The sequence below is a fragment of the Frigoribacterium sp. Leaf164 genome (assembly GCF_001423665.1).
Classification (GTDB): domain Bacteria; phylum Actinomycetota; class Actinomycetes; order Actinomycetales; family Microbacteriaceae; genus Frigoribacterium; species Frigoribacterium endophyticum.
The window spans coordinates 927870-953382 of sequence record NZ_LMOX01000003.1 but is presented as its reverse complement, the minus strand read 5'-3'; the positions used below and the strand labels follow the sequence as shown (position 1 = coordinate 953382).

Below are 25513 nucleotides of genomic sequence, written 5' to 3'. Positions count from 1 at the left end.
CGATGCTGGCCGCCGTGCGCATGACGGCGTTCATCGTCATCGCGCCGCCGTTCTCCTACAAGGCCTTCCCTGGCCGCGTGAAGGCGATGCTCGGCGTGGGCCTCGGCCTCGCCGTCGCGCCGCGCGTGACGCCCGGGTACGAGTCGCTCGCCACCGGGCAGTTCGTGGTGGCGCTCGTGCTCGAGGTCGTCGTCGGCGCCGTGCTGGGGTTCCTGGTGTTCCTCGCGTTCTCGGCCGTGCAGGCCGCGGGCAGCCTGATCGACCTCTTCGGCGGCTTCACGCTCGCGCAGGCGTTCGACCCGCAGTCGATGGTGAACGGCGCGCAGTTCACCCGCCTCTTCCAGATGACGGCGCTGGCGCTGATGTTCGCGAGCGGCGGCTACCAGCTGCTGATCGGCGGGCTGACCCGCTCGTTCGACGCGTTCCCGCTCGGGCTCGGCATGGACCTCTCCCGCCCGGTCGAGATGATGGCGCACGGCGTCTCGCAGATGTTCCTCGCGACCCTGCAGATCGCCGGCCCCCTCGCCGTCGTGCTCTTCCTCGCCGACGTCGGGCTCGGCCTCCTCAGCCGCGTCGCCCCCGCGCTCAACGCCTACGCCATGGGCTTCCCGCTCAAGATCCTGATGACCGTGATGCTCGCGGGCGGCGTCTTCCTCGCCCTGCCCGGCGTCGTGCGCTCGCTGACCGGCGACGCCTCGAAGATGCTCCTGGGGGTGGGGTAGCCGTGGCCGACGACTCCGGGGAGAAGACCGAGGCCGCGACCGACAAGCGGATGAAGGAGGTGCACTCCAAGGGCCAGCTGTCGCGCTCGCAGGACCTCAGCGCGTGGATCGGAGTCGGCGCCGCCGCGGTCATGATCCCCAGCACCATCCAGCGCGGGGCCGAGGCCGGCACCGACCAGCTGTTCTCGATCGGCGAGATCATCCGCCACCCCGACGACACGACCGTCGTCGCCCTCCTCGGCGACGGCGTGGGGTCGATGGCGGCGACCATCGCGCCCATGCTGGCCGTCGTCGGCGTCGCCGTGCTCGTCACCGCGATCGTGCAGGGCGGCGTCCACATCAAGCGGATGACCGGCAACTACGAGCAGTTCAACCTCCTCGCCGGCATCAAGAACACCTTCGGCACCCAGGCCCTCTGGAACGGCGCGAAGGCCCTGATCAAGACCGCCGTCGTCGGCGTCGTGCTCTGGATGGCCATCCAGGGCCTGATGCCCGTGCTGATGAGCGGCGGCGGCCTCAGCGTCTCCGCGCTGCTCGCCGAGGCCGAGGCCGGCACGGGCATCCTGCTCCGCGCCGCCATCGTGGCCGGGCTGCTGCTCGCCGCCGCCGACGTCTTCGTCGTCATGCGCCGCAACCGCAAGAAGACCCGCATGACCAAGAAGGAGGTGCGCGACGAGAGCAAGAGCAGCGACGGCGACCCCCTGGTCAAGTCGCAGCGCCGCTCGCGTCAGCTCGCCATGAGCCGCAACCGCATGATGGGCGCGATCGTCGACGCCGACGTCGTCATGGTCAACCCGACCGACTACGCCGTCGCGCTCCGCTACGAGCCCGGCAAGTCGGCGCCCCGCGTCGTCGCCAAGGGCGCCGGCGCCGTCGCCGCCGCGATCCGTGCCCGCGCCGAGGAGTCGGGCGTGCCGCTCGTCCGCGACGTCCCCCTGACCCGTGCCCTGCACGCCTCCTGCGGCCTCGGCGACGAGATCCCGGTCGACCTCTACACGCCGGTCGCGCGCGTGCTGACCTTCGTGATGGCCCTCCAGGCCCGCGGGGCGTCCGCCGTCGCCGGCACCCACGCCAACCCCCGCCCCACCACCCCCGACGAGGTCGCCGGCGTGCTCACGCCCGGCTCGCTCGAGGCCGACGCGATGCCCCGCCGCCTGCGGGTCGCGCGCGACGCCGCCTCCCGAACCGCGCCTCCGGCCGGTGCCCCCACTGCTCCCCGTCCGTCCGTCACCGGAGGAACCGCCTGATGAAGAAGACACTCCCCAAGCTCGCCGTGCCCGTCGGCGTGGTCGCGATCGTGCTGCTGCTCGTCGTGCCCGTGCCGGCCCCGATGCTCGACGTGCTGATCATCTGCAACATCCTGCTCGCGCTGGTGATCCTGCTGACGACGCTCTTCGTGAAGAAGCCGCTCGACTTCTCGGTCTTCCCGTCGCTGCTGCTCGTGGCGACGCTGTTCCGCCTCGGCCTCAACGTCGCGTCGACGCGCCTCGTGCTCGGCGAGGGCTTCGCCGGCCACGTCATCGAGGCGTTCGGCCACGTGGCGGTGAGCGGCTCGATCATCATCGGCGCCGTCATCTTCTGCATCCTGGTCATCATCCAGTTCGTCGTCGTCACCAAGGGCGCCGAGCGCGTCGCCGAGGTCGGCGCGCGCTTCACCCTCGACGCGATGCCCGGCAAGCAGATGGCCATCGACGCCGACCTCAACGCGGGCCTGATCACCGACGAGGTCGCCAAGCAGCGCCGCGCCGACGTCAGCGCCGAGGCCGACTTCTACGGCGCGATGGACGGCGCGTCGAAGTTCGTCAAGGGCGACGCGATCGCGGGCATCCTGATCATCGTCATCAACCTGATCGGCGGCATCGCCATCGGCGTGCTGCAGAACGGCATGGAGCCCGCCGACGCCCTCGGCCACTACGGCCTGCTCACCATCGGCGACGGCCTCGTCACGCAGATCCCCGCGCTGCTGATGGCGGTCAGCACCGGCATGATCGTCACCCGCTCGGGCGCCGACAGCGACATGGGCTCGCAGGCGGCGGCGCAGCTCGGGCAGTCGCGCATCGCGATCGCCATCGCGGGCGTCGCGGCGATCGGCATGGGGTTCATCCCCGGCATGCCGATTATCCCCTTCCTCGTCATCGGCGCGACGCTGCTGATCATCGCCCAGCGCCTCAGCACGAAGGCCAAGGCCGAGGAGGCGCGGGCGGCCCTCGAGGCCGAGGTCCCGCCCACGGCCCCCACCGACACCACGGAGGACCTCCTCGAGCAGATGCGCGTCCACGCCCTCGAGATCCTGCTCGCGCCCGACCTGGTCGACATGGTCAGCGGGGCCTCGGACGACCTGCTCGGCCGCGTCAAGGCGCTGCGCCGCAAGATCGCCGTCGACATGGGCATCGTCGTGCCGCCCGTCCGCACCCGCGACAGCGTCGACCTGCCGCCGTCGACCTACTCGATCCGCATCGCCGGCGTCGAGGCGGGCCGCGGCCAGGCGCCCGCCCGCTCGGTGCTCGCCCTCGGCGACCAGCTCGACTCGCTGCCCGGCACGGTCACGATCGAGCCCGTCTTCGGCCTCGCCGGCAAGTGGGTGCCGGCCGAGATGCGCCACAGCGCCGAGATGACCGGCGCGACCGTCATCGACCGCGTCTCGGTGCTCGTCACGCACCTCTCGTCGATCATCGGCGACAACGCCGCCCGCCTCCTCAGCCGCGAGGACGTCCGCGTGCTCACCGAGGGCGTCAAGCAGGTCAACGCCGCCGCCGTCGACGACCTCGTGCCGAGCATGCTGTCGCTCGCCGAGCTGCAGCGCGTGCTGCAGGGGCTGCTCGCCGAGCGCATCCCGATCAACGACCTCGCGCGCATCTGTGAGGGGCTGACGCTCCGCGCCAAGCAGTCGACCGACCCGGAGGGGCTGATCGAGGCGGCCCGCGCCTCCCTCGGGCCCGCGCTCACCGCGCGCTACCTCGACGGGGCCGTGCTGCGCGTCATCATGATCGACCCGGGCCTCGAGCAGTCGATGCTCGAGGGGCTGCGGCCGAGCGACCAGGGCACGCAGATCCTGCTCGACGGCCACCGGGTCGAGCAGGTGCTCGGCTCGCTGCGCGACTCGGTCGCGAGCGTCGAGGCCCAGGGCCTCAGCGCGGTGCTCGTCTGTGCGCCCGCGCTCCGCCCCGCCATCCACCGGCTCGTGTCGGCGCAGCAGAACGGCCTGCCGGTTCTCTCGTACCAGGAGGCCACGGCCGCCGGCTCGACCATCGAGACCGTCGGCGTCGTCCGCGCGGCCGACCCGATCACGGCGGCCTGACGTGGCGCGCAGGGTGCAGATGAGCGGGGAGTCGCTCGAGCAGCTCGCCGCCGAGGCCCGCGCGGTGCACGGGCCCGGCGCCCGGGTCGTCGCCGCCCAGAAGGTGACCGTCGGGGGAGTGGGCGGCCTCTTCGCCCGCAAGCACTACGAGGTGACCGTCGAGGTGCCCGACCCGACCACCGACCGCCCGGTCGCCCGGGTGACCATCACGCAGCCCGCCTCGCGGGCGGGCATCGCGGCGCTCCTCGCCGACGCCGACGCGGCGGACGGCTTCGACGACGGGACCGGCCCCGGCGCCGCGGCCGCCGCCCCCTCGCCCGCGCGAGACCCCTTCGACGAGGTGCTCGCCGGCGGGGGAGCCGCCCGGCGCCCCGCACCCGAGGTCGTCGTGCTGCCGCGTACCGCCGACGCGGGCGCCGTCGACAGCCCCCGTCGCGCCGCCCGTGCCGCCGCGGCCGCCGCCTCCGCCGCGGCCGCGACCACCGCCTCCTCGTCGACCGCCGGAGGCGCGGTGCCGGTCCCGTCGCCGGCCGACGTCTCGACCCGCACCGACGCGTTCGCCGACATCATGGACGACTTCACCTTCAACGGCATCGCGGTCGACCCCGTCGTCGCCCCCGCCGCCGCCGACGACGCCCGGCCGGGCCCGCTGACCACCGCCGCGGAGTTCCTCGCCGCGGCCGCCGCCACCACGTCGCCCGCGCTCGCCGCGGCCGGGCAGGCCGACCTGCCGGCCGCTCCGGGGCTGCTGCGCGGCGCCGGCGACCTCGTCGTCGTCGTGGGCCGCCCTGGCGACGCGTTCCGGGTGGCGGCGCAGATGGCGTCGGCGTTCGGGCTGCGCTCGGTCGACGTCTCCGACCGCCGCAGCGCCATCCTCGCCCGGGCCACCGGGGTGCACGAGGGCTCGTCGGTCGTCACCGCCCTCGCGTGGGACGACGACGCCCCCGAGGCGCTCCGCTCGATCGGCGCCGACCAGCTCTGGGTCGCCGTCGACGTGGGCCGCAAGCACGACGACACGGCGCGCTGGGTCGAGGCCGTCCGCACGGTGCAGCCCGTCGCGGCCGTCGCGGTCGTCGGCGCGCAGGACACCGCGACCCCCGGCACGGTGCACCTGCTCGGCGTGCCCGTGGGGTGGCGCGAGTAGCCAGCGACCCTCACGTCGCTAAGCTGGCCCGATGCTGGTGTTGACGCGCAAGGTCGGGGAGCGGATCCTCATCGGTGACGACATCGTCATCACCGTCCTCGACTCCCGGGGCGAGGGCGTGCGCATCGGCATCGACGCCCCCCGCGGCGTGAAGATCCAGCGCGAGGAGGTCGTCCAGGCGGTCTCCGAGGCCAACGTCGCGGCGGCCGCGGCCCCCGACGACGCCGAGGCCCGCCTCCGAGCCGCGCTCGGCGCCCCCGCGCCCCGCGCCGACCAGTAGCCGCCGCGCGCTCGGCGCGCCCGCGCCCGCGCCGACCAGTAGGCGCGCTGCCCCCGCCCGCGCCCGCTCGGCCCGCGAGACACCACGTTCTCGCACCGGAACCCCGCCGCGGCGTGGTTCCCGTGCGAAGACGTGGTGCCTCGCCGTGACGTGCGGTCAGCGCGCCCCGAACACGCTCCGCGACGGCTCGGGCGACGGCACCGCCGTCGCGTCGGTGACCACGGGGGCGCCGGCGACGAAGTCCCGCAGCTCGCGGCCGTGCACGACCTTGGCCGGCAGCGGGTCCGACGAGTAGAGCCGCGGCATGCGGTCGGTCGGCAGCGGCGACGGCGAGCCGATCAGCACGACGTTGCCGAAGCGGCGGCCCTTGAGGGTGGCCGGGTCGGCGACGGCGGCGACGTGGTCGAAGACCGTGGAGAGCGTCGACGCCTGGCCGCGGGCGAAGGCGAGCCCGGCCCCGTCGGCGGAGTTGACGATCAGCATGCCGGTGGGGGAGAGGAACTCCGCCGCGGCCGAGTAGAACTCGAGCGAGGTCACGTGGGCGGGGATGCGCGAGCCGCCGAAGACGTCGACGACGAGCAGGTCGACCGTGCCGCGCAGCCCGGCCGGGAGCTTCAGCATCACCTCGCGGGCGTCGCCGTAGCGGACCCTGATGGAGGCGCCCCTCGGCAGCGGCAGCTTCTCGCGCACCAGCGCCACGAGGTCCGCCTCGAGCTCGACCACCTGCTGTCGCGACCCCGGGCGGGTGGCCTCCACGTAGCGGGGCAGCGTCAGCGCGCCGGCTCCGAGGTGCAGCGCCGTGACCGGCCCCTCGGGCAGCAGGTCGATGGCGTGGCCGATGCGCCGCACGTACTCGAAGGCGAGGTGGGTGGGGTCGTCGAGGTCGACGTGCGACTGCGGGGTGCCGTCGACGACGAGCGTGAACGCGCCGGGTCGGTGGCGGTCCTCGTCGACGCGGGCGAGGCCGGCGCCGATGGTGATCTCGCCGGAGGGGTCGTCGTGCGCAGCAGCCATGTGGCCCAGCTTCCCACCCCTCGGGGGCGGGAACACACGGGCCGCTCCCGCGTTATACCGAAGGTTCCGCTGAGAGTCAACGACAGGGCTTGCCAGGCGTGTCCCGGCTGCATAGTATTGACCTTTGCGCTCCCCGTGCGTCCCGTCGTCATATTGCGGTCGACGACGCACCTCGAGACGGCCTCCGAATATCGCGGCGGGGGCGCGTCCGGTCGTCGGAACGGGCTGGTCCTCGGACTGTACGCCCCGACGGCTCCGGGAGGGCCGTTCAACCACTCACTCATACTGTCCGACAGTGATGACCCGACGGGGTCCACGGAGGTTACTTCCTTGGCTGCTGCGAACACCGCAAACACCAACTCACCCAAGAACGGCCGTGGCGCATCGCGCCTCTCGTTCGCCAAGATCACCGACACGCTGACGGTCCCCGACCTCCTGGCGCTCCAGACCGAGAGCTTCGACTGGCTCGTCGGCAACGACATCTGGAAGCAGCGCCTCGCCGAGGCCACCGAGCAGGGTCGCACCGACCTCGCCCTCCACTCCGGCCTGGAGGAGATCTTCGAGGAGATCTCCCCGATCGAGGACCTCGGCGAGACGATGCAGCTGTCGTTCACCGCGCCCGAGCTCGAAGACCCCAAGTACTCGATCGACGAGTGCAAGGAGCGCGGCAAGACCTACGCCGCCCCCCTCTACGTCAACGCCGAGTTCATGAACCACCTCACGGGTGAGATCAAGACGCAGACCGTGTTCATGGGCGACTTCCCGCTCATGACCGAGCGCGGCACGTTCATCATCAACGGCACCGAGCGCGTCGTCGTGTCGCAGCTGGTCCGCAGCCCCGGCGTCTACTTCGAGCGCGCCTCCGACAAGACCTCCGACAAGGACATCTACTCGGCCCGCGTCATCCCGAGCCGCGGTGCCTGGCTCGAGTTCGAGATCGACAAGCGCGACCAGGTCGGCGTCCGCATCGACCGCAAGCGCAAGCAGAGCGTCACCGTCTTCCTCAAGGCCCTCGGCCTGACGAGCGAAGAGATCACGGAGAAGTTCAAGGGCTTCGCGTCCATCGAGGCCACCCTCGAGAAGGACGCCATCCTCACGAAGGAAGAGGCCCTCAAGGACATCTACCGCAAGCTCCGTCCCGGCGAGCAGGTCGCGGCCGAGGCCGCGCGTGCGCTCCTCGACAACTTCTACTTCAACCCGAAGCGCTACGACCTGGCGAAGGTGGGTCGCTACAAGATCAACCGCAAGCTCGGCATCGACGCGCCCCTCGGCGACTCGGTCCTGACCGTCGACGACATCGTCGCGACGATCAAGTACCTCGTCTCGCTGCACGCCGAGGAGAAGACGATCGACGGCACGCGCGACGGCAACGCCGTCGAGCTCCGCCTCGACGTCGACGACATCGACCACTTCGGCAACCGTCGCATCCGCGCGGTCGGCGAGCTGATCCAGAACCAGGTCCGCACCGGTCTCTCCCGCATGGAGCGCGTCGTCCGCGAGCGCATGACCACTCAAGACATCGAAGCGATCACCCCGCAGACCCTGATCAACGTGCGCCCCGTCGTCGCCGCGATCAAGGAGTTCTTCGGCACCTCGCAGCTGTCGCAGTTCATGGACCAGAACAACCCGCTCTCGGGCCTGACGCACAAGCGTCGCCTCTCGGCCCTCGGGCCGGGCGGTCTCTCCCGTGAGCGCGCCGGCGTCGAGGTGCGAGACGTGCACCCCTCGCACTACGGCCGCATGTGCCCGATCGAGACCCCGGAAGGCCCGAACATCGGCCTGATCGGCTCGCTCGCCTCGTTCGCGCGCATCAACTCGTTCGGCTTCATCGAGACCCCCTACCGCCGGGTCGAGGCCGGTCACGTCACCGCGACGATCGACTACCTCACCGCGTCGGAGGAGGACGACTACGTCGTCGCCCAGGCGAACGCCCCCCTCACCGACGGCTTCGACTTCGTCGACGACAAGGTGCTCGTCCGCAAGAAGGGCGGCGAGGTGGAGCTCGTCGCCAAGGACGAGGTCGACTACATGGACGTCTCGCCGCGCCAGATGGTGTCGGTCGCGACCTCGCTCATCCCGTTCCTCGAGCACGACGACGCGAACCGCGCCCTCATGGGCGCCAACATGCAGCGCCAGGCCGTCCCGCTGGTCCGCAGCGAGAGCCCCCTGGTCGGCACCGGCATGGAGGGCTACACCGCGATCGACGCCGGTGACGTCGTCACCGCCGACGCCGCGGGCGTCGTCACCGAGGTCTCGGCCGACGTGGTCGTGGTCCAGCTCGACGAGGGCGGCACGCAGGAGTACTACCTGCGCAAGTTCGACCGCTCGAACCAGGGCGCCAGCTACAACCACCGCGTGATCGTCGACGCCGGTCAGCGCATCGAGGTCGGCGAGGTCATCGCCGACGGCCCGGCGACGGAGAACGGCGAGCTCGCGCTCGGCAAGAACCTCCTCGTCGCGTTCATGCCGTGGGAGGGCTACAACTACGAGGACGCGATGATCCTGTCGCAGAACCTCATCAAGGACGACACGCTCTCCTCGATCCACATCGAGGAGTACGAGGTCGACGCCCGCGACACGAAGCTCGGCAAGGAGGAGATCACCCGTGACCTCCCCAACGTCAGCCCGGACCTGCTGGCCGACCTCGACGAGCGCGGCATCATCCGCATCGGCGCCGAGGTCCGCCCCGGCGACATCCTCGTGGGCAAGGTCACGCCGAAGGGCGAGACCGAGCTCAGCGCCGAGGAGCGCCTGCTGCGCGCGATCTTCAACGAGAAGAGCCGTGAGGTCCGCGACACGTCCCTGAAGGTGCCCCACGGCGAGCAGGGAACGGTCATCGGCGTCAAGGTCTTCGACTCGCAGGACGGCGACGACGAGCTCGGCTCGGGCGTCAACCAGCGCGTGGTCGTGTTCATCGCCCAGAAGCGCAAGATCACCGCGGGCGACAAGCTCGCCGGCCGCCACGGCAACAAGGGCGTCATCTCGACGATCCTCCCCGTGGAGGACATGCCCTTCCTCGAGGACGGCACGCCGGTCGACATCATCCTCAACCCGCTCGGCGTCCCCGGTCGAATGAACTTCGGCCAGGTGCTCGAGATCCACCTCGGGTGGATCGCCGCGCAGGGCTGGAACGTCGAGGGCGTCCAGGAGTGGGCCAAGAACCTGCCCCCGGAGGCGCTCAGCGCCGCTCCCGGCACCAAGGTCGCCACCCCGGTGTTCGACGGCGCCGCCGAGCGCGAGATCGAGGGCCTCCTCGACTCGACCCTGCCGACCCGTGACGGCGACCGCCTGATCGGCTCGTCCGGCAAGGCGCGCCTGTTCGACGGTCGTTCGGGTGAGCCGTTCCCGAACCCCATCTCGGTCGGGTACATGTACATCCTCAAGCTGCACCACCTCGTCGACGACAAGATCCACGCTCGGTCGACGGGCCCCTACTCGATGATCACGCAGCAGCCGCTGGGTGGTAAGGCGCAGTTCGGCGGACAGCGCTTCGGAGAGATGGAGGTGTGGGCCCTCGAGGCCTACGGCGCCGCGTACGCGCTGCAGGAGCTCCTGACGATCAAGTCCGACGACATCCTCGGCCGCGTGAAGGTCTACGAGGCGATCGTCAAGGGCGAGAACATCCAGGAGCCCGGCATCCCGGAGAGCTTCAAGGTCCTCATCAAGGAGATGCAGTCGCTCTGCCTGAACGTCGAGGTCCTCTCGGCCGACGGCCAGACGGTCAGCCTGCGCGACACGGACGACGAGGTCTTCCGTGCCGCCGAAGAGCTCGGCATCAACATCTCCTCGCGCTTCGAGTCGTCGAACGTCGACGAAATCTGAGCCCCCTCCCACAACGACACGTCGAATCTTTCTGACAAGGGACTGAATTTTGATCGAAGCAACAACTTTCGATGAGCTGCGGATCGGCCTCGCGACGGCCGACAACATCCGTGCTTGGTCGCACGGTGAGGTCAAGAAGCCGGAGACCATCAACTACCGCACGCTGAAGCCCGAGAAGGACGGCCTCTTCGGAGAGCAGATCTTCGGGCCGTCGCGTGACTGGGAGTGCGCCTGCGGCAAGTACAAGCGAGTCCGCTTCAAGGGCATCGTCTGTGAGCGCTGCGGCGTCGAGGTCACGAAGTCGTCGGTGCGCCGTGAGCGCATGGGCCACATCGAGCTCGCGGCCCCCGTCACGCACATCTGGTACTTCAAGGGCGTGCCCTCGCGCCTCGGCTACCTGCTCGACATGGCCCCGAAGGACCTCGAGAAGGTCATCTACTTCGCGGCCTACATGGTGATCTCGATCGACGAGGAGGGCCGTCACGCCGACATGCCCGGCCTCGAGAACGAGCTCCGCCTCGAGATCAAGCAGCTCGAGTCGCAGCGCGACACGCGCATCGCCGACCGCCTCAAGAAGCTCGAGGACGACCTCGCGGTGCTCGAGGAGGAGGGCGCCAAGAGCGACCAGAAGCGTCGCGCGAAGGACGTCGCCGAGAAGGAGATGGGCCAGACCCGCAAGGCCTTCGACGAGGACATCAACCGCCTCGAGCGCGTGTGGGAGGACTTCCGCACCCTCAAGGTCGGCGACCTCAAGCCCGAGGACGCCGTCTTCCACGAGCTCCAGGACCGCTTCGGCATGTACTTCGAGGCCCACATGGGCGCCGAGGCCATCAAGAAGCGCCTCGAGGCCTTCGACCTCGCGACCGAGGCCGAGAACCTGCACCTGCAGATCTCGGAGGGCAAGGGCCAGAAGAAGATCCGCGCGATCAAGCGACTGCGCGTCGTCTCCTCCTTCCTCGCCACCGGCAACTCGCCGGCCGCGATGGTGCTCGACGTCGTCCCGGTCATCCCGCCGGAGCTGCGCCCGATGGTGCAGCTCGACGGTGGCCGCTTCGCGACCAGCGACCTGAACGACCTGTACCGCCGCGTCATCAACCGCAACAACCGCCTCCGTCGACTGCTCGACCTCGGTGCCCCCGAGATCATCGTCAACAACGAGAAGCGGATGCTGCAGGAGGCCGTCGACGCACTGTTCGACAACGGCCGTCGTGGTCGTCCCGTCACCGGCACCGGCAACCGCGCCCTGAAGTCCCTGAGCGACATGCTCAAGGGAAAGCAGGGTCGCTTCCGCCAGAACCTGCTCGGCAAGCGCGTCGACTACTCGGGTCGTTCGGTCATCATCGTCGGCCCGACGCTGAAGCTGCACCAGTGCGGTCTGCCCAAGCAGATGGCGCTCGAGCTGTTCAAGCCGTTCGTCATCAAGCGCCTGATCGACCTGAGCCACGCTCAGAACATCAAGTCGGCCAAGCGCATGGTGGAGCGTTCGCGCCCGCAGGTGTGGGACGTGCTCGAGGAGATCATCCGCGAGCGCCCCGTGCTGCTGAACCGCGCGCCCACCCTGCACCGTCTCGGCATCCAGGCCTTCGAGCCCCAGCTGGTCGAGGGCAAGGCCATCCAGCTGCACCCGCTCGTCTGCGCGGCGTTCAACGCCGACTTCGACGGCGACCAGATGGCCGTGCACCTGCCGCTGTCCGTCGAGGCCCAGGCCGAGGCGCGCATCCTGATGCTCGCGTCGAACAACATCCTGAAGCCGTCCGACGGCCGACCGGTGACCCTGCCCGCCCAGGACATGATCATCGGCCTGCACTACCTGACGACGGTCACCGAGGGCGCCACCGGCGAAGGCCGTGCCTTCTCGTCGGTGTCCGAGGCGATCCTCGCCAAGGACCAGGGCTCGCTCGACCTCAACGCGATGGTCAAGATCCGCATGAACGGCGTGCACTTCGCCGAGGGCGAGGGCCCCGAGGGCTACGAGGTCGGCCAGGACATCCTGCTCGACACGACCCTCGGCCGTGCGCTCTTCAACGAGAACCTGCCGGCGGACTACCCGTTCGTCCAGCAGGTGACCGACAAGGGCATGCTCTCGACGATCGTCAACGACCTCGCCGAGCGCTACCCGAAGGTCGCCGTCGCGGCGGCCCTCGACAACATCAAGGACGCGGGCTTCTACTGGGCCTCGCGCTCCGGTGTCACGGTCGCGCTCTCCGACGTCCTCACGCCTCCGCGCAAGCCGGAGATCGTGGCGGGCTACGAGAAGCAGGCCGCGGCGGTGCAGGCCGAGTTCGACAAGGGCCTCATCTCCGACGCCGAGCGTCGTGCCGACCTGATCAAGATCTGGACGGAGGCCACGAACGAGGTCGCCGCCGAGATGCGGTCGAACTTCCCGGTCGACAACACGATCAACCGCATGGTCACCTCGGGTGCTCGTGGTAACTGGCTGCAGGTGCGCAACATCGCCGGCATGCGAGGCCTCGTGAACAACCCGAAGGGCGACATCATCCCCCGCCCGATCATCTCGTCGTACCGCGAGGGCCTGTCGGTGGCCGAGTACTTCATCGCGACGCACGGTGCCCGCAAGGGACTGGCCGACACGGCCCTCCGTACGGCCGACTCGGGGTACCTGACCCGTCGACTCGTCGACGTGTCGCAGGACGTCATCATCCGTGAGGACGACTGCGGCACCTCGCGCGGTCTCGAGCTGCCGATCGCCGCTCCCGACGCCGACGGCGTCATGGTGCGCGACGCCACGGTCGAGAACACGGTCTACGCCCGGTCGCTCGCGGCCGCCGCGGTCGACCCGCAGGGCACCGTCGTGGCCGAGGCCGGTGCGGACGTCGGCGACGTCCTCATCGACCAGCTGGTCGCCGCGGGCGTCGAGTCGATCAAGGTCCGCTCCGTGCTGACCTGTGAGGCCGCCGTCGGCGTCTGCGCCCAGTGCTACGGCCGTTCGCTGGCCACCGGCAACCTGGTCGACATCGGCGAGGCCGTCGGCATCATCGCGGCCCAGTCGATCGGTGAGCCCGGCACGCAGCTGACGATGCGCACCTTCCACACCGGTGGTTCGGCCTCGGCCGACGACATCACGCAGGGCCTCCCCCGCGTGACGGAGCTGTTCGAGGCGCGCACCCCCAAGGGCGCGTCCCCGATCGCCGACGGCGCGGGTCGCATCACGATCGAGGACACCGACAAGGCCCGCCGCGTCATCCTCAACCTCGACAACGGCGACGAGCCGGTGATCTACCCGGTGCTCAAGCGCTCGACCCTCCTCGTGGAGGACGGTCAGCACGTCGAGCTCGGTGCCCAGATCATCGCCGGTGCGGTCGACCCGAAGGAGGTCCTGCGAGTCAAGGGCGTCCGTGCGGTGCAGCAGCACCTCGTCGGTGGCGTCCAGGACGTCTACCGCTCGCAGGGCGTGCCGATCCACGACAAGCACATCGAGGTCATCGTCCGTCAGATGCTCCGCAAGGTCACCGTCGTCGACCACGGCGACACCGACCTGCTCCCCGGCGAGCTGGTCGACCGGTCGAAGTACAACGAGATCAACCGCGGTGCGCTCACCGAGGGCAAGCGCACGGCGTCGGCTCGACAGGAGGTCATGGGCATCACCAAGGCCTCCCTCGCGACCGAGTCGTGGCTGTCCGCCGCGTCCTTCCAGGAGACGACCCGCGTGCTCACGCAGGCCGCCATGGAGGGCAAGAGCGACCCGCTGGTCGGCCTCAAGGAGAACGTGATCATCGGAAAGCTGATCCCCGCGGGCACCGGCCTGTCGCGCTACCGCGACGTGTCGGTCGAGGCGACGGAGGAGGCGAAGGCCGAGCGGTACCCCAACCGCGTCTTCACCGACGACGCGTCGTTCAACGAGGCTGACCTCAGCTTCGTCGACTTCGACTCGTTCTCGTCGGACGACTTCACGCCCGGCACCTACAACTGAGCACCCCCGGGGAGGCGCGGTGAGGGTCTGACCTGACCCGCACCTCCCCAGGAGGCCCAGCACCACGAAGGGCCCCGGCTCTCGCACCTGCGAGAGCCGGGGCCCTTCGTCGTGCCCGCGCCTACGCTCGGTGGGGTGCAGTTCGAGCAGGCCCTCACCGACGACGTCACCCTGAGGGAGGCGCGGGTCGGCGACGCCGCGTCGCTGGCGGCCGCGCAGGCGCGCAACCGCGACCACCTCGCCCCCTGGGACCCTGCTCGCCCGGCCTCGTTCTTCGAGCCGGCCGGCCAGCTCGCCCTGCTGACGGCACGGATCGCGGCGGCGGACTCGGGGGAGGCCCTGCCCCTCCACCTCGTCGAGCGAGGCCCCGACGGCGACCGCGTCGTCGGCGGCATCTCGCTGAACCACATCGTCCGTGGCCCGGTCCAGGCCGCCTCGGTCGGCTACTGGGTCGACCGGGAGCGGACGGGCCGGGGCCTCGCCCGGGCGGCCGTGGCGGTCGTGGCCGACCTCGCCGCGACGCGCCTGCGGCTGCACCGCCTCGAAGCGAGCGCCCTGCCGCACAACGTGCCCTCCCGGCGCGTGCTCGAGGCGTCGGGGTTCACGCTGATCGGCACGGCGCCGAGCTACCTCCGGATCGCCGGGCGGTGGCAGGACCACGTGCTGTACCAGCGCGTCCTCGGGTAGTCGGCCCGCGCCTCCCGCAGGCCTCCTGCACGGCCGGCCGCGGCGACGGGTGACGCCCTGTGCCCCCTTGCGGGGGCACCCGCTCTGGGACGTGCCCCCGAGGGCCGCTCGCCTTAGCGTGGACACCGCTCGGACTCCCGACCCGGGCGACCGTGCCGACGCGATCCCGACCACCCGCGGCGGCTGTACCGAGGAGGTACGTCCCGTGGCTTCCATGACCGAGATCCTGATCCTGCACGGCCTGCTGCCCATGGAGTACCTCGACCGCGTCGGTCGCCGCTCCACCGACGAGGAGGCCTCCATCCGCGAGCTCCTGTCGCAGGGCGTCGTGACCACCTCGCAGGTGGCCCGCGCCCGTGCGCAGGCCGCCGGCATGGACTTCGTCGAGCTGATCGACTACCCCGTCGACCGCGCCGCCGTCACGATGGTGCCCGCGGCCGTCTGTCGCCGCCACAGCGTGCTGCCCATCGGCGTGCGCGACGGCGGCCTGCTGCTCGCGATGGCCGACCCGGGCGACGTCTTCGCCATCGACGACGTGCGCGCCGGCCTCCGCATCGGCGTCGACCCCGTGGTCGCCGAGAAGGGCGACCTGCTCGCCGCGATCGACCGCTACCTCCGCGCCGACGACGAGCTCAACGACCTCACGAGCACGCTCGAGGAGGAGAAGGCGCAGGAGGCGGCGGCCGACATCACCGACGGCCCCGACGACGACGTGCCCATCGTGCGCTTCGTCAACCTGCTCGTGAGCCAGGCGATCACCGACCACGCCTCCGACATCCACATCGAGCCGAGCGAGACCGACGTCCGGATCCGCTACCGCATCGACGGCGTGCTGCACGAGATGCAGCCGGCCCCGAAGGCCATCCAGAACGGCGTCATCTCGCGCCTCAAGATCATGAGCGAGATCGACATCGCCGAGCGCCGCAAGCCGCAGGACGGCCGCATGTCGGTCCGCCACGGCGGCCGTCAGATCGACCTCCGCGTCGCGACGCTGCCCACGGTGTGGGGCGAGAAGGTCGTCATGCGGATCCTCGACAACTCGAACACGTCGATGAGCCTCCGCGACCTCAACCTGCTCGAGCGCAACTTCGACGTCTACGCGGCGTCGTACTCGAAGCCGTACGGCATGATCCTCGTCACGGGCCCCACGGGCTCGGGCAAGTCGACCACGCTCTACACGACGCTCAACGCCGTCGCCCGCCCCGAGATCAACGTCATCACGGTCGAGGACCCGGTCGAGTACCGCATGCGCGGCATCAACCAGGTGCAGGTCAACCCGAAGGCCGGCCTCACGTTCGCGAGCGCGCTGCGCAGCATCCTCCGCTCCGACCCCGACGTCGTCCTGCTCGGCGAGATCCGCGACCACGAGACCGCGCAGATCGCCATCGAGGCGTCGCTGACCGGCCACCTCGTGCTCAGCACGCTGCACACGAACGACGCCCCGAGCGCCATCACGCGCCTCACCGAGATGGGCATCGAGCCCTTCCTCGTGGGCAGCGCCATCGACTGCGTCGTGGCCCAGCGCCTCGCCCGGCGCCTCTGCGACCGCTGCAAGCAGCCCACGAACTACTCGCCGCGGCAGCTCGCCGCGCTGAAGTTCGAGCTGCGCGACGGCGAGGACCCGACGGTCTTCCAGCCCGTCGGCTGCCAGCAGTGCTCCAACACGGGCTACCGCGGGCGCATCGCCCTGCACGAGGTGATGAGCGTCTCGGAGGAGATCGAGCGCCTCGCCGTGACCCGCGCCTCGAGCGCCGAGATCGGCCGCACCGCCCGCGAGCAGGGCATGCTCACGCTCCGCCAGGACGGCTGGGAGAAGGCGAAGCTCGGCCTCACCAGCGTCGAGGAGATCCTGCGGGTGGTCGCGTGACCCGGCCCCGCGCCTCCTCCGCCCCTGCCCCGGCCCCCGCCGGGGCTGCGGCACCTGCTCCCGCGACGCGCGTCGTCGCCCCCGAGACCCGATCCGCCACCACCGCCCCGGAGGCCGCCGCATGAGCGTCTACGAGATCCCCGACGAGCCCCACGCCGCCGACGGGTGGGCCCCCGGCCGACCCGGCCGCGAGGTCAGCACCGACACGCCCGCGACGTCGTGGGAGCCGCCCGCGCCGGTGACGCTCGTGCCCGCCTCGCCCCCCGTCGACCCGACGAAGCACGTCTACGCGCTCGAGGGCGACCAGGAGGCGGTGCTGGGCTGGACCCCGACGCCCGCGCCCTCGAGCCGGCGGGCCGCGCGCCTCGCCGAGGCCCTCGGCGCAGCGGTCGCGTCCGCCGCGGCCGAGGTCGGCAGCGGTCGCGCCCCGTCGTCGCCGGCGGTCGCGGGGCTCACGCGCGCCCCGGCCACGCCGAGCTGGAGCGACCCGCGCTTCGACGCGATCGCGGACATGGCCGACGAGCCGGCCGTGTCGGTCGCGCCGGTGTCGGTCGCGCCCGTGGCCGTCGCCCCGGTGGCCGTCGCGGAGCCGACTGCCGCTCCGGCCGCTGCTCCGGCCCCGGCGCCCGTCATGCACGCCTCCGCCTCCGCCTCCGCCCCCGTGCCCGTGACGCCTCCCGCCGCCCGCCCCGTGCTCCCCGCGGCGGCCGCCGTGGCGCCGCCCCAGCCGCAGCACGCCGCCCCCGTCGCCTCGCCCGCGACTCCGGTCACGGCCGCCCTGCCCGTCGTCTCCGCGACCGACCTCGGCATCGAGCTGCACGAGCACGCCCGCACCACGGCGCACCCCGGTCTCGTCGCCGCCCTGATCGAGGTCGTGCAGCGCGGAGCCTCCGACCTCCACGTCACGGTCGACGCCGCTCCCACGCTGCGCGTGGACGGCTCCCTGCAGCCGACGCACACCTCGCCCGAGCCGTGGGACGCCGAGACGGTCGCCTCGGCCCTCGCGAGCCTGCTCACGCCCGAGCAGCAGGAGCGCTTCGACGACGAGCTCGAGCTCGACTTCGCCTGGTCGCTCTCCGACGAGTCGCGCTTCCGCGTGAACTTCTACCAGCAGCGCGGCTCGCTCGGGGCGGCGTTCCGCCTCATCCCGACCGAGATCAAGCCGCTGCACGAGCTGGGCGTGCCCGAGTCGGTGTCGACCTTCGCGAAGCTGCCCCGCGGCCTCGTGCTCGTCACGGGCCCCACGGGCTCCGGCAAGTCGACCACCCTCGCCGCGCTGATCGACCTGGTGAACCGCACCCGGGCCGACCACATCGTCACGGTCGAGGACCCGATCGAGTTCATGCACCAGCACAAGCGCTCGCTGGTGAACCAGCGCGAGGTCGGGCACGACACCCACAGCTTCGCCGCCGCCCTCAAGCACGTGCTGCGCCAGGACCCGGACGTGATCCTGATCGGCGAGCTCCGCGACCTCGAGACCATCTCGGTGGCGCTCACGGCCGCCGAGACCGGGCACCTCGTCTTCGCGACGCTGCACACGCAGAGCGCCGCGCAGACGATCGACCGCGTGATCGACGTCTTCCCGCCGCACCAGCAGGACCAGGTGCGCACCCAGCTGGCCTCGACGCTCCGCGGCGTCGTCTGCCAGACCCTGCTGCCCAAGGCGAGCGGCCGCGGCCGGGTCGTCGCGACGGAGATCATGATGATGACGCCGGCCATCGGCAACCTCGTGCGCGAGGGCAAGACCTACCAGATCGCCTCGTCGATGCAGGCGGGCCGTGACCTCGGCATGCACACCATGGACCAGAAGCTCGCCGACCTCGTCAACACGGGCGTGGTGACGCACAAGGCCGCGATGGAGAAGGTGCACGACCGCGAGGGCTTCGACCGTCTCGTCACGCGCGTCATCAACAAGAGCGAGTCGCAGGGCCTCGACAGCGGCATCGACTTCGGCGACGCCTTCTCGCGGGGCGACGCCTGATGGCCGGCGCGGTCGCCTACGCCTACAAGGGGCGCGACACGGCGGGCAAGGTCGTCAAGGGCAAGGTCGACGCCTCGAGCGAGGGCGCGGTCATCACGCGCCTGCGCACGATGGGCGTGCAGCCGATCTCGATCTCGGAGGCGGCGGCCGGCACCGGCCTGCAGCGCGAGGTGTCGATCCCGGGCCTCGGCGACAAGGCCGTGAAGATGAAGGACATCGCGGTCATGTCGCGCCAGATGGCGACCATGATCGGGTCGGGCCTGTCGCTGCTGCGCACCCTGACCATCCTCGCCGACCAGGTCGAGAGCAAGCGCCTGGCGAAGATCATGGGGGAGGTGCGTGACGACGTCGAGACGGGGGTCTCGTTCTCCGACGCGGTCGGCAAGCACGACAAGGACTTCCCGCCCCTGATGATCAACATGATCAAGGCGGGCGAGGTCGGCGGGTTCCTCGACAAGGCGCTGGAGTCGACGGCCGAGAACTTCGAGAAGGAGGTCGCCCTCCGCGGCACGATCAAGTCGGCGATGACCTACCCGGTCGTCGTGCTCGTGATGTCGCTCGTCGCCGTGGTCGTGATGCTGCTCTTCATCGTCCCGATCTTCCAGGACATGTTCACGAACCTGGGCGGCAAGCTGCCGCTGCCGACGATGATGCTCGTCTACGCGTCGCAGGCGATGCCGTACGTGGTGCCCGTCGCCCTGGTGCTCGGCATCGTGTTCTCGATCTGGTGGCGCACGAACAAGAACAGCGTCAAGGTGCGCTCGCGCCTCGACCCGCTGAAGCTCAAGCTGCCGGTCTTCGGCGTGCTGCTGCGCAAGATCGCGATCGCGCGCTTCGCCCGCAACTTCTCGAACATGATCGGCGCCGGCGTGCCCATCCTCACCGCGCTGCGGATCGTGGGCGAGGTCTCGGGCAACTACGTGCTCGAGGAGGCGCTGGTCGAGGTCGCGGAGTCGGTCCGGCAGGGCGAGTCCATCGCCGGCCCGCTCACCGCCTCCGGCGTCTTCCCGTCGATGGTGACCCAGATGATCGCGGTGGGGGAGGACAGCGGCTCGCTGCAGACCATGCTCGAGAAAGTCGCGGACTTCTACGACCAGGAGGTCAAGTCGACCACCGAGTCGCTCACCGCGCTGATCGAGCCGCTGCTGATCGCCTTCCTCGGCGTCGTGGTGGGCGGCATGATCGTCGCGCTCTACCTGCCGATCTTCCAGATCACCTCGCTGATCAAGTAGCGCTCGACCCGCCCTGCCCCGGACCCCCTCCGGGCGACAGCTGTCGCCCGGAGGGGGTCTTCCGCGTGTGTGCCCCGTACGGGTGTGATCGAGGCGTGACCAGGGGTTCTGTCCCGTTCGGGGGAGCCCCGGACTGGGGCCGTGTCGCAGGGCATAACCCCCCGTCCAAGGGATTCCGGGGGCCGCGGCCCGCTGGCAGCATCGTTCCCGGCGGTGATCAGTGACCGCTGCCGATCACTCCCCCTGCACCCCGTACCCGGAATGGACTCCCTCATGTACTTCGCGCTCATGGGCAAGCTCAACGCTCGCCGCCAGAACCTCGCCGCCGACAAGGACAAGGGCTTCACGCTCATCGAGCTCCTCGTCGTCGTGATCATCATCGGCATCCTCGCCGCCATCGCCATCCCGGTGTACCTCGGCGTGCAGAACAACGCCCGTGACGCCTCCGTGAAGAGCGACCTCTCGAACGCCAAGACCGCGGTCATCGGTTTCCAGACCGACACCGGCAACCTGCCGACCGCCCTCGACGCCAGCCTCGCCAAGTACGGCTACACCGTCAGCGCGGACAACACCCTCGGCTTCCAGAAGGCGCCCACCGCGGGCACGACCACCTTCTGCATCAACGGAACGGGCAAGACCGGCAAGGCCTTCAGCATCACCGACGCTGCAGCAGTCGTCGAAGGCGCCTGCAAGTAGCAACCCCTCGCCTCGGGGGGAGGGCGCCCACCCTCCCCCCGAGACATCCCTCCGCAACTCCACCCCTGAACCGACCGGGAGGTGACCCACCATGCTCCAGCTCCTCAGCGACCGGCTGCGGCCCGCCGACCCGGCCGACCGCGACGCCGGCCTCTCGATCGTCGAGGTGGTCGTCGCCCTCCTGGTCTTCGCGGTCATCACCGTCGGCTCCGTCGTCGCCGTGGGCCTGACCCTCTCGATCACCAGCGACAACCGCAGCCGCGAGGTCGCGACGAACCTCGCCTCCGAGGCCGTCGACGTCGCCCGCGGCGTCGCGGACGTCATCCAGGTGACTTCGGCCACGACCACGAAGGACGTCGGCGGCGTCACCTACAAGGTCGCACAGACCGCCGCCTGGCAGACCACCACCGGCGTCGACGCGACGTGCACCCCGGCCGCCGCGACCGGCAACGGCTCGCTGTTCTACAAGCGCCTGCAGGTGGCCGTGACCTGGACCGGCATGCGGAGCCCCGACTCCCCGGTGACCAGCGACACGATCCTCGCCCCGAACAGCCGCCTCAACGACCAGGACACGGGCACGATCCTCGTCGGCGTCAAGGACTCCCAGGGCGCGGCCGTGCCGGGCCTGGTGGTCACCGTCGAGCCCGACACCGGGTCGTCGACGCCCGGCAAGGCCCTCACCGCCGCCTCGAAGCCCGCCGCCACGAACGCCGACGGCTGCGCCGTCGCGATCAAGATCCTGCCCGGCGCGTACAAGGTGACCATCTCGCGCTCCGACGCGGCCCCGTGGCGTGACGCGTCGCAGGCCGCCGCTCCGGTCAAGACCGTCGTCGTCGCGAAGGGCGACTCGGCCCCCGTGCCGTTCACCTACGAGCTCGGCGACGACTACGCGATCAAGTACGCGGCGAACTACACCGGCGGCACCGTGCTGCTGCCCGACAACCTCAAGACCACCGTGCTCGGCGGCCCGTCGCCGACCACCACGTCGGGCACCCCGGCCGACGTCTGGCTCTACCCCCTGAGCACCGGCTACCGGATGGTCGCCGGCGACTTCCGTCCGACCGGCACCGCCGGCGGCAGCTGCCTGTCGCCCGACCCCTCGCTCTGGCCGGCCAACGCCGCGGGCAAGACGGCCCCGGTGCAGCCCTTCGTGGCGGCCTCCGACAAGAAGGCGAGCTACTCGCTGCCCATGGGCGTCACCACGATCAAGCTCGCCGACGGCAACGACAAGGTCGTCCGTGCCGTCTCGACCGCCGCCCTCAACGGCGATCCCGGCTGCGCGGTCCCGCAGGCCTACGAGTTCACCGTCAAGGGCAAGACGGCCGCCAACGAGGTCACGCTCGCGCTGCCCTACGGCACCTGGGCGATCACCTCGGCGAGCAGCACCACGTCGACCTTCCGCGGCGTCTCCCTGAGCGGCCTGATCGGCACGATCCTCGGCACGATCTTCGGGGGCGGCGGCGCCGGCACCAACGTGGTCAGCCTCGACCCGAGGCCCGCCTCGTGACCGCGCTGCGCGCGCTGCTCGCCCGCCGTCGCGACGACGCGGGCGTGAGCCTCGCCGAGCTGCTCGTCGCGATGATGGTCTTCGGCATCGTCATCACCGTGGTGTCGACGACCTTCGTCTCTCTGGCCAAGGCGACCAGTCAGGCTCGCTCGATCGACCTCAACACCCGCGTCGCGTCGACCGGCCTCGCCGACCTGACCCGCACGATCCGCGCCGCGCGCACCATCCCCGTGCCCGGCGGCACCGAGACCCCCTCGTTCAGCGTCGCCACGACCGAGGCCCTGACCCTGACCACCGCCCTGAACACCGCGGACTCGGTCGCGACGGTGCCCCGCAAGGTGTCGTTCACCGTCCAGCCCGACCGCAGCCTGGTCGAGTCGACCGTCGTCGGCGCCTCCGCGGCCGACTACTGGACCTTCACCGCGACCGCGACGAAGCGCGTCATCGGCGGCTCGGTGCTCAGCACGGCCGCCTCGGGCACACCCCTCTTCAGCTACGTCGACTTCAGCGGCAAGCAGCTCGTCCCCGACGCCTCCGGCGCCCTCACCACGACGCAGATGTCGTCCATCGCGGCCGTCCGCATCAGCCTCGCGGTCGACCGCGCGGGCGCCCGCACCGCCCAGACCGTGACGCTGCAGAACACCGTCTCGCTCTCGAACCTCCTCGGGGGGTCCGTCTCGTGATCCGACTCCGCCGCACGCTCCGCCTCGACCGGCTGGACCGCCTCCGCGACGACAGGGGCATGGCCATGGCCATCACCCTCATCTTCGGCATGGTGCTGATCATCATGGCGGCGACCGCCCTCACCGTGGCGACGAGCGGCCTGAAGAAGGCCGACACCGACCAGGACTGGAACGCCGCGCTCTCCGCCGCCTACGCGGGCGTCGAGGAGTACCAGGCGCGCCTGGCCAACGACAACAGCTACCAGCAGTTCGGCAACCCCGCTGCGCCCTTCAGCAAGACGACGGCGAGCTCGGTGTCGCTGCCCACCGGTTCACAGGTCAACCCGGCCTTCGGCACCGGCACCACGGGCACCTGGGCCGCCGTGCCCTCGAGCGGCGGCCGGGCGAGCTTCCGCTACGAGGTCGACAACTCGAAGTTCGTCGCGACCGGCGCCCTGCGCATCCGCTCGACGGGCAAGGTCGGCAGCGCGACGCGCACCGTCATCGCCGACCTGCGGCAGAAGGGCTTCATCGACTACCTGTACTTCACCGACATCGAGTCGCAGGACCCGACGCTGACCGGCAAGTCGAACGCCGACTGCAAGAAGCACTCGTGGGAGGGCCGCACGCAGGACGACGGCTGCGGCGAGATCGCGTTCAGCGGCGGCGACGTCATCGCCGGCCCCGCACACTCGAACGACACGATGCGCGTCTGCTCCGCCACCTTCGAGCAGACCGTCACGACCGCGAACCCGACGAACGGTCGCTCGTACAGCAAGGTCGACTCGAACGGCTACGCCTGCTCGGGCCAGAAGTTCCTCAAGGAGCGCGTCGCGGGCGCCGGGCCCGACCAGGTCTCGAGCGTGCTGATGCCCGACACCCTCGGCGACAAGATCCGCGAGATGCGCACCGACCTCCCCAGCGACGTGCCGCGGCCCGGCTGCCTGTACACCGGCCCCACCGACATCGTCTTCACCGCCGACGGCAAGATGACGGTGAAGTCGCCGTACACGAAGATGACCCGCATCTCGAACGCCGACGCGACCGCCGGCACGGCCACCGCCGACTGCGGGCTGCCAGGCACGGCCGACGGCCAGCTCGGCTCGGCCAAGGGCGCGACCATCACCGTGCCCGCCAACAACATCGTCTACGTGCAGGCCATCCCCGTCCCGGTCGCCGGCGCCGCGAAGCAGAACGTCAACGCCGCCGCGTCCGTCGGCGACCTCACCGAGACCTCGTGCGGCAACAACCACGTCGGCTACCCGCGGGCGGGCGAGTCCGTCCCGACCTCGTCGACCACGGGCGGCCCTGGCACCGGCGCGTGCGCCTACGGCGCCCGCAGCGGCGACGTCTTCGTCAAGGGCACCTTCCAGGGCCAGCTGACGGTGGCCGCCCAGAACTACCTCTACGTCACCGGCGACGTCGTCTACGCCGAGGCGAACGCGAGCACCAACATCCTCGGCCTAGCCTCCGACGGGATCGCCTGGGTCTGGAACCCCGTCTCGGCGAGCACCGGAGCCTCCATGCTCGGCGACTCCGGTCGTGAGATCGACGCGGCGATCATCTCGGTCAACCACTCCTTCCTCGTGCAGAACTACGGGCGCGGCGGCGACCGGGGCACGCTCACGGTCACCGGCTCGATCGCCCAGGCCTTCCGCGGCGTCGTGCGCAACGGCTCGAACGGCTACATCAAGGCCTACGGCTACGACGCACGCCTCCGCTACCTCGCGCCGCCGAAGTTCCTCAGCCCGGTGACCACCTCGTACGGCATCACCACGCAGACCGAGGTCCTGCCCGCCTACCGCTCGACGGGAGCCGCCTCGTGACCGCCGCCGCCCCCTGGCTCGTCGCCCTGTTCGTCGCCGGCGGCCTCGGCCTCCTGATCGGCTCGTTCCTCAACGTCGTCGTGCACCGCGTGCCGGCCGGCGTCTCGATCGCACGCCCGGCCAGTGCCTGCCCGTCGTGCAGCTCGCCGATCCGTCGTCGTGACAACGTGCCCGTGGTCAGCTGGCTCGCCCTCCGCGGGCGCTGCCGCGACTGCTCGGCCGCGATCTCGGCCCGCTACCCGATCGTCGAGCTCGCCACGGGCGTCTTCTTCCTCGTCGTCGCGGCGCGGCTCTGGCCGCTCACCGACGTGCCGACGGAGGTCCTGCCGCTGGTGTCGCGCCTCCTCGCCCTGCTCGCCTTCCTCTGGCTGGCCGGCGCGAGCGTCGCGCTCGCCGTGATCGACGTCGAGCACCACCGCCTGCCCGACGCGATCGTCCTGCCGAGCTACGCGGTCGGCGGCGTCCTCCTCGCCGCCTCGAGCGCGCTGGTCGGCGACTGGGCGGCGCTCCTCCGCGCCGGCGTCGGCCTCGCGGCGATGTTCCTCTTCTACCTGGCCCTCGGCCTCGGCTGGAAGGGCGGCATGGCCCTCGGCGACATCAAGCTCGCCGGCGTGCTCGGCCTCTACCTGGGCTGGCTCGGCTGGGCCGAGCTCGCCGTCGGGTCGTTCGCGGCCTTCCTGCTCGGCGGCCTCTTCTCGGTCGTCCTGCTGGCCACCCGCCGGGTGCAGCGCAGCGGCGGCATCCCCTTCGGACCCTGGATGCTCGCGGGCGCCTGGGTCGGCGTCTTCGCCGGCGGCATCGTCGCCACCGGCTACCTCACCCTCCTCGGCCTGGCATGACCAGG

17 protein-coding genes are annotated in these 25513 nt (G+C 70.9%); 16 read left to right on the top strand and 1 reads right to left on the bottom strand.

Translation table 11 applies throughout. The features are described 5' to 3' along the window. Window positions 1-2 precede the first annotated feature (2 nt). The 5 genes from ASF82_RS12390 to csrA are packed head-to-tail and all read left to right on the top strand — an operon-like array spanning window position 3 to window position 5444. Window positions 3-722, top strand: a complete 720-nt coding sequence (locus ASF82_RS12390) for a flagellar biosynthetic protein FliR (protein WP_056059116.1) — start codon at window positions 3-5, stop codon at window positions 720-722. A gap of 50 nt (window positions 723-772) precedes the next feature. Beyond that, window positions 773-1969 carry a flagellar biosynthesis protein FlhB gene (locus tag ASF82_RS12385; protein WP_056059113.1) on the top strand — a complete coding sequence of 399 codons (1197 nt, stop codon included), beginning with the start codon at window positions 773-775 and terminating at the stop codon, window positions 1967-1969. After that, the gene (locus tag ASF82_RS12380) at window positions 1969-4020 is read left to right on the top strand and encodes a flagellar biosynthesis protein FlhA (protein ID WP_056057471.1); all 2052 of its coding nucleotides are present in this window, start codon (window positions 1969-1971) and stop codon (window positions 4018-4020) included. The genes ASF82_RS12385 and ASF82_RS12380 overlap by 1 nt, the downstream gene beginning before the upstream one ends. 19 nt (window positions 4021-4039) lie before the next feature. Then, window positions 4040-5164 carry a hypothetical protein gene (locus tag ASF82_RS12375; protein WP_156370127.1) on the top strand — a complete coding sequence of 375 codons (1125 nt, stop codon included), beginning with the start codon at window positions 4040-4042 and terminating at the stop codon, window positions 5162-5164. A gap of 31 nt (window positions 5165-5195) precedes the next feature. Continuing rightward, complete coding sequence (csrA, locus tag ASF82_RS12370) at window positions 5196-5444, top strand: carbon storage regulator CsrA (RefSeq protein WP_056057467.1); 249 nt, start codon at window positions 5196-5198, stop codon at window positions 5442-5444. Window positions 5445-5600: 156 nt separating this feature from the next. Here csrA and ASF82_RS12365 read toward each other — a convergent pair whose 3' ends face one another. Then, window positions 5601-6458, bottom strand: a complete 858-nt coding sequence (locus ASF82_RS12365) for a spermidine synthase (RefSeq protein ID WP_056057464.1) — start codon at window positions 6456-6458, stop codon at window positions 5601-5603. Window positions 6459-6788: 330 nt separating this feature from the next. Between ASF82_RS12365 and rpoB the strand changes: the two genes are divergently transcribed. From rpoB to ASF82_RS12310, 11 genes are all read left to right on the top strand, one after another. Then, entirely contained in the window at window positions 6789-10280 is a 3492-nt protein-coding gene (gene rpoB / locus ASF82_RS12360) for a DNA-directed RNA polymerase subunit beta (RefSeq protein ID WP_056057461.1), read from the top strand. Window positions 10281-10329: 49 nt separating this feature from the next. Next, window positions 10330-14211, top strand: a complete 3882-nt coding sequence (locus ASF82_RS12355) for a DNA-directed RNA polymerase subunit beta' (RefSeq protein ID WP_056057458.1) — start codon at window positions 10330-10332, stop codon at window positions 14209-14211. A gap of 135 nt (window positions 14212-14346) precedes the next feature. Beyond that, window positions 14347-14898: a GNAT family N-acetyltransferase gene (locus ASF82_RS12350; protein WP_056057454.1), complete on the top strand. Its 552-nt coding sequence runs from the start codon at window positions 14347-14349 to the stop codon at window positions 14896-14898. A gap of 205 nt (window positions 14899-15103) precedes the next feature. Beyond that, window positions 15104-16765 carry a GspE/PulE family protein gene (locus ASF82_RS12345; protein ID WP_056057451.1) on the top strand — a complete coding sequence of 554 codons (1662 nt, stop codon included), beginning with the start codon at window positions 15104-15106 and terminating at the stop codon, window positions 16763-16765. Window positions 16766-16886: 121 nt separating this feature from the next. Then, entirely contained in the window at window positions 16887-18746 is a 1860-nt protein-coding gene (locus ASF82_RS16330; RefSeq protein WP_304437982.1) for a type IV pilus twitching motility protein PilT, read from the top strand. Then, window positions 18746-19978, top strand: coding sequence for a type II secretion system F family protein (locus ASF82_RS12335; RefSeq protein WP_056057450.1), 1233 nt, complete (start codon window positions 18746-18748; stop codon window positions 19976-19978). The genes ASF82_RS16330 and ASF82_RS12335 overlap by 1 nt, the downstream gene beginning before the upstream one ends. 261 nt (window positions 19979-20239) lie before the next feature. Next, window positions 20240-20674 carry a type II secretion system protein gene (locus tag ASF82_RS16365; protein WP_369814276.1) on the top strand — a complete coding sequence of 145 codons (435 nt, stop codon included), beginning with the start codon at window positions 20240-20242 and terminating at the stop codon, window positions 20672-20674. 91 nt (window positions 20675-20765) lie between these two features. After that, window positions 20766-22181, top strand: a complete 1416-nt coding sequence (locus ASF82_RS12325; RefSeq protein ID WP_056057443.1) for a carboxypeptidase-like regulatory domain-containing protein — start codon at window positions 20766-20768, stop codon at window positions 22179-22181. After that, entirely contained in the window at window positions 22178-22864 is a 687-nt protein-coding gene (locus ASF82_RS12320) for a type II secretion system protein J (protein WP_056057440.1), read from the top strand. Before ASF82_RS12325 ends, ASF82_RS12320 begins: the two co-directional genes overlap by 4 nt. Beyond that, window positions 22861-24669, top strand: coding sequence for a hypothetical protein (locus ASF82_RS12315; RefSeq protein WP_056057437.1), 1809 nt, complete (start codon window positions 22861-22863; stop codon window positions 24667-24669). Before ASF82_RS12320 ends, ASF82_RS12315 begins: the two co-directional genes overlap by 4 nt. Continuing rightward, window positions 24666-25508 (top strand): A24 family peptidase, encoded by an 843-nt coding sequence (locus ASF82_RS12310; RefSeq protein ID WP_056057436.1) that lies wholly within the window; start codon window positions 24666-24668, stop codon window positions 25506-25508. The genes ASF82_RS12315 and ASF82_RS12310 overlap by 4 nt, the downstream gene beginning before the upstream one ends. Window positions 25509-25513: the final 5 nt, after the last annotated feature.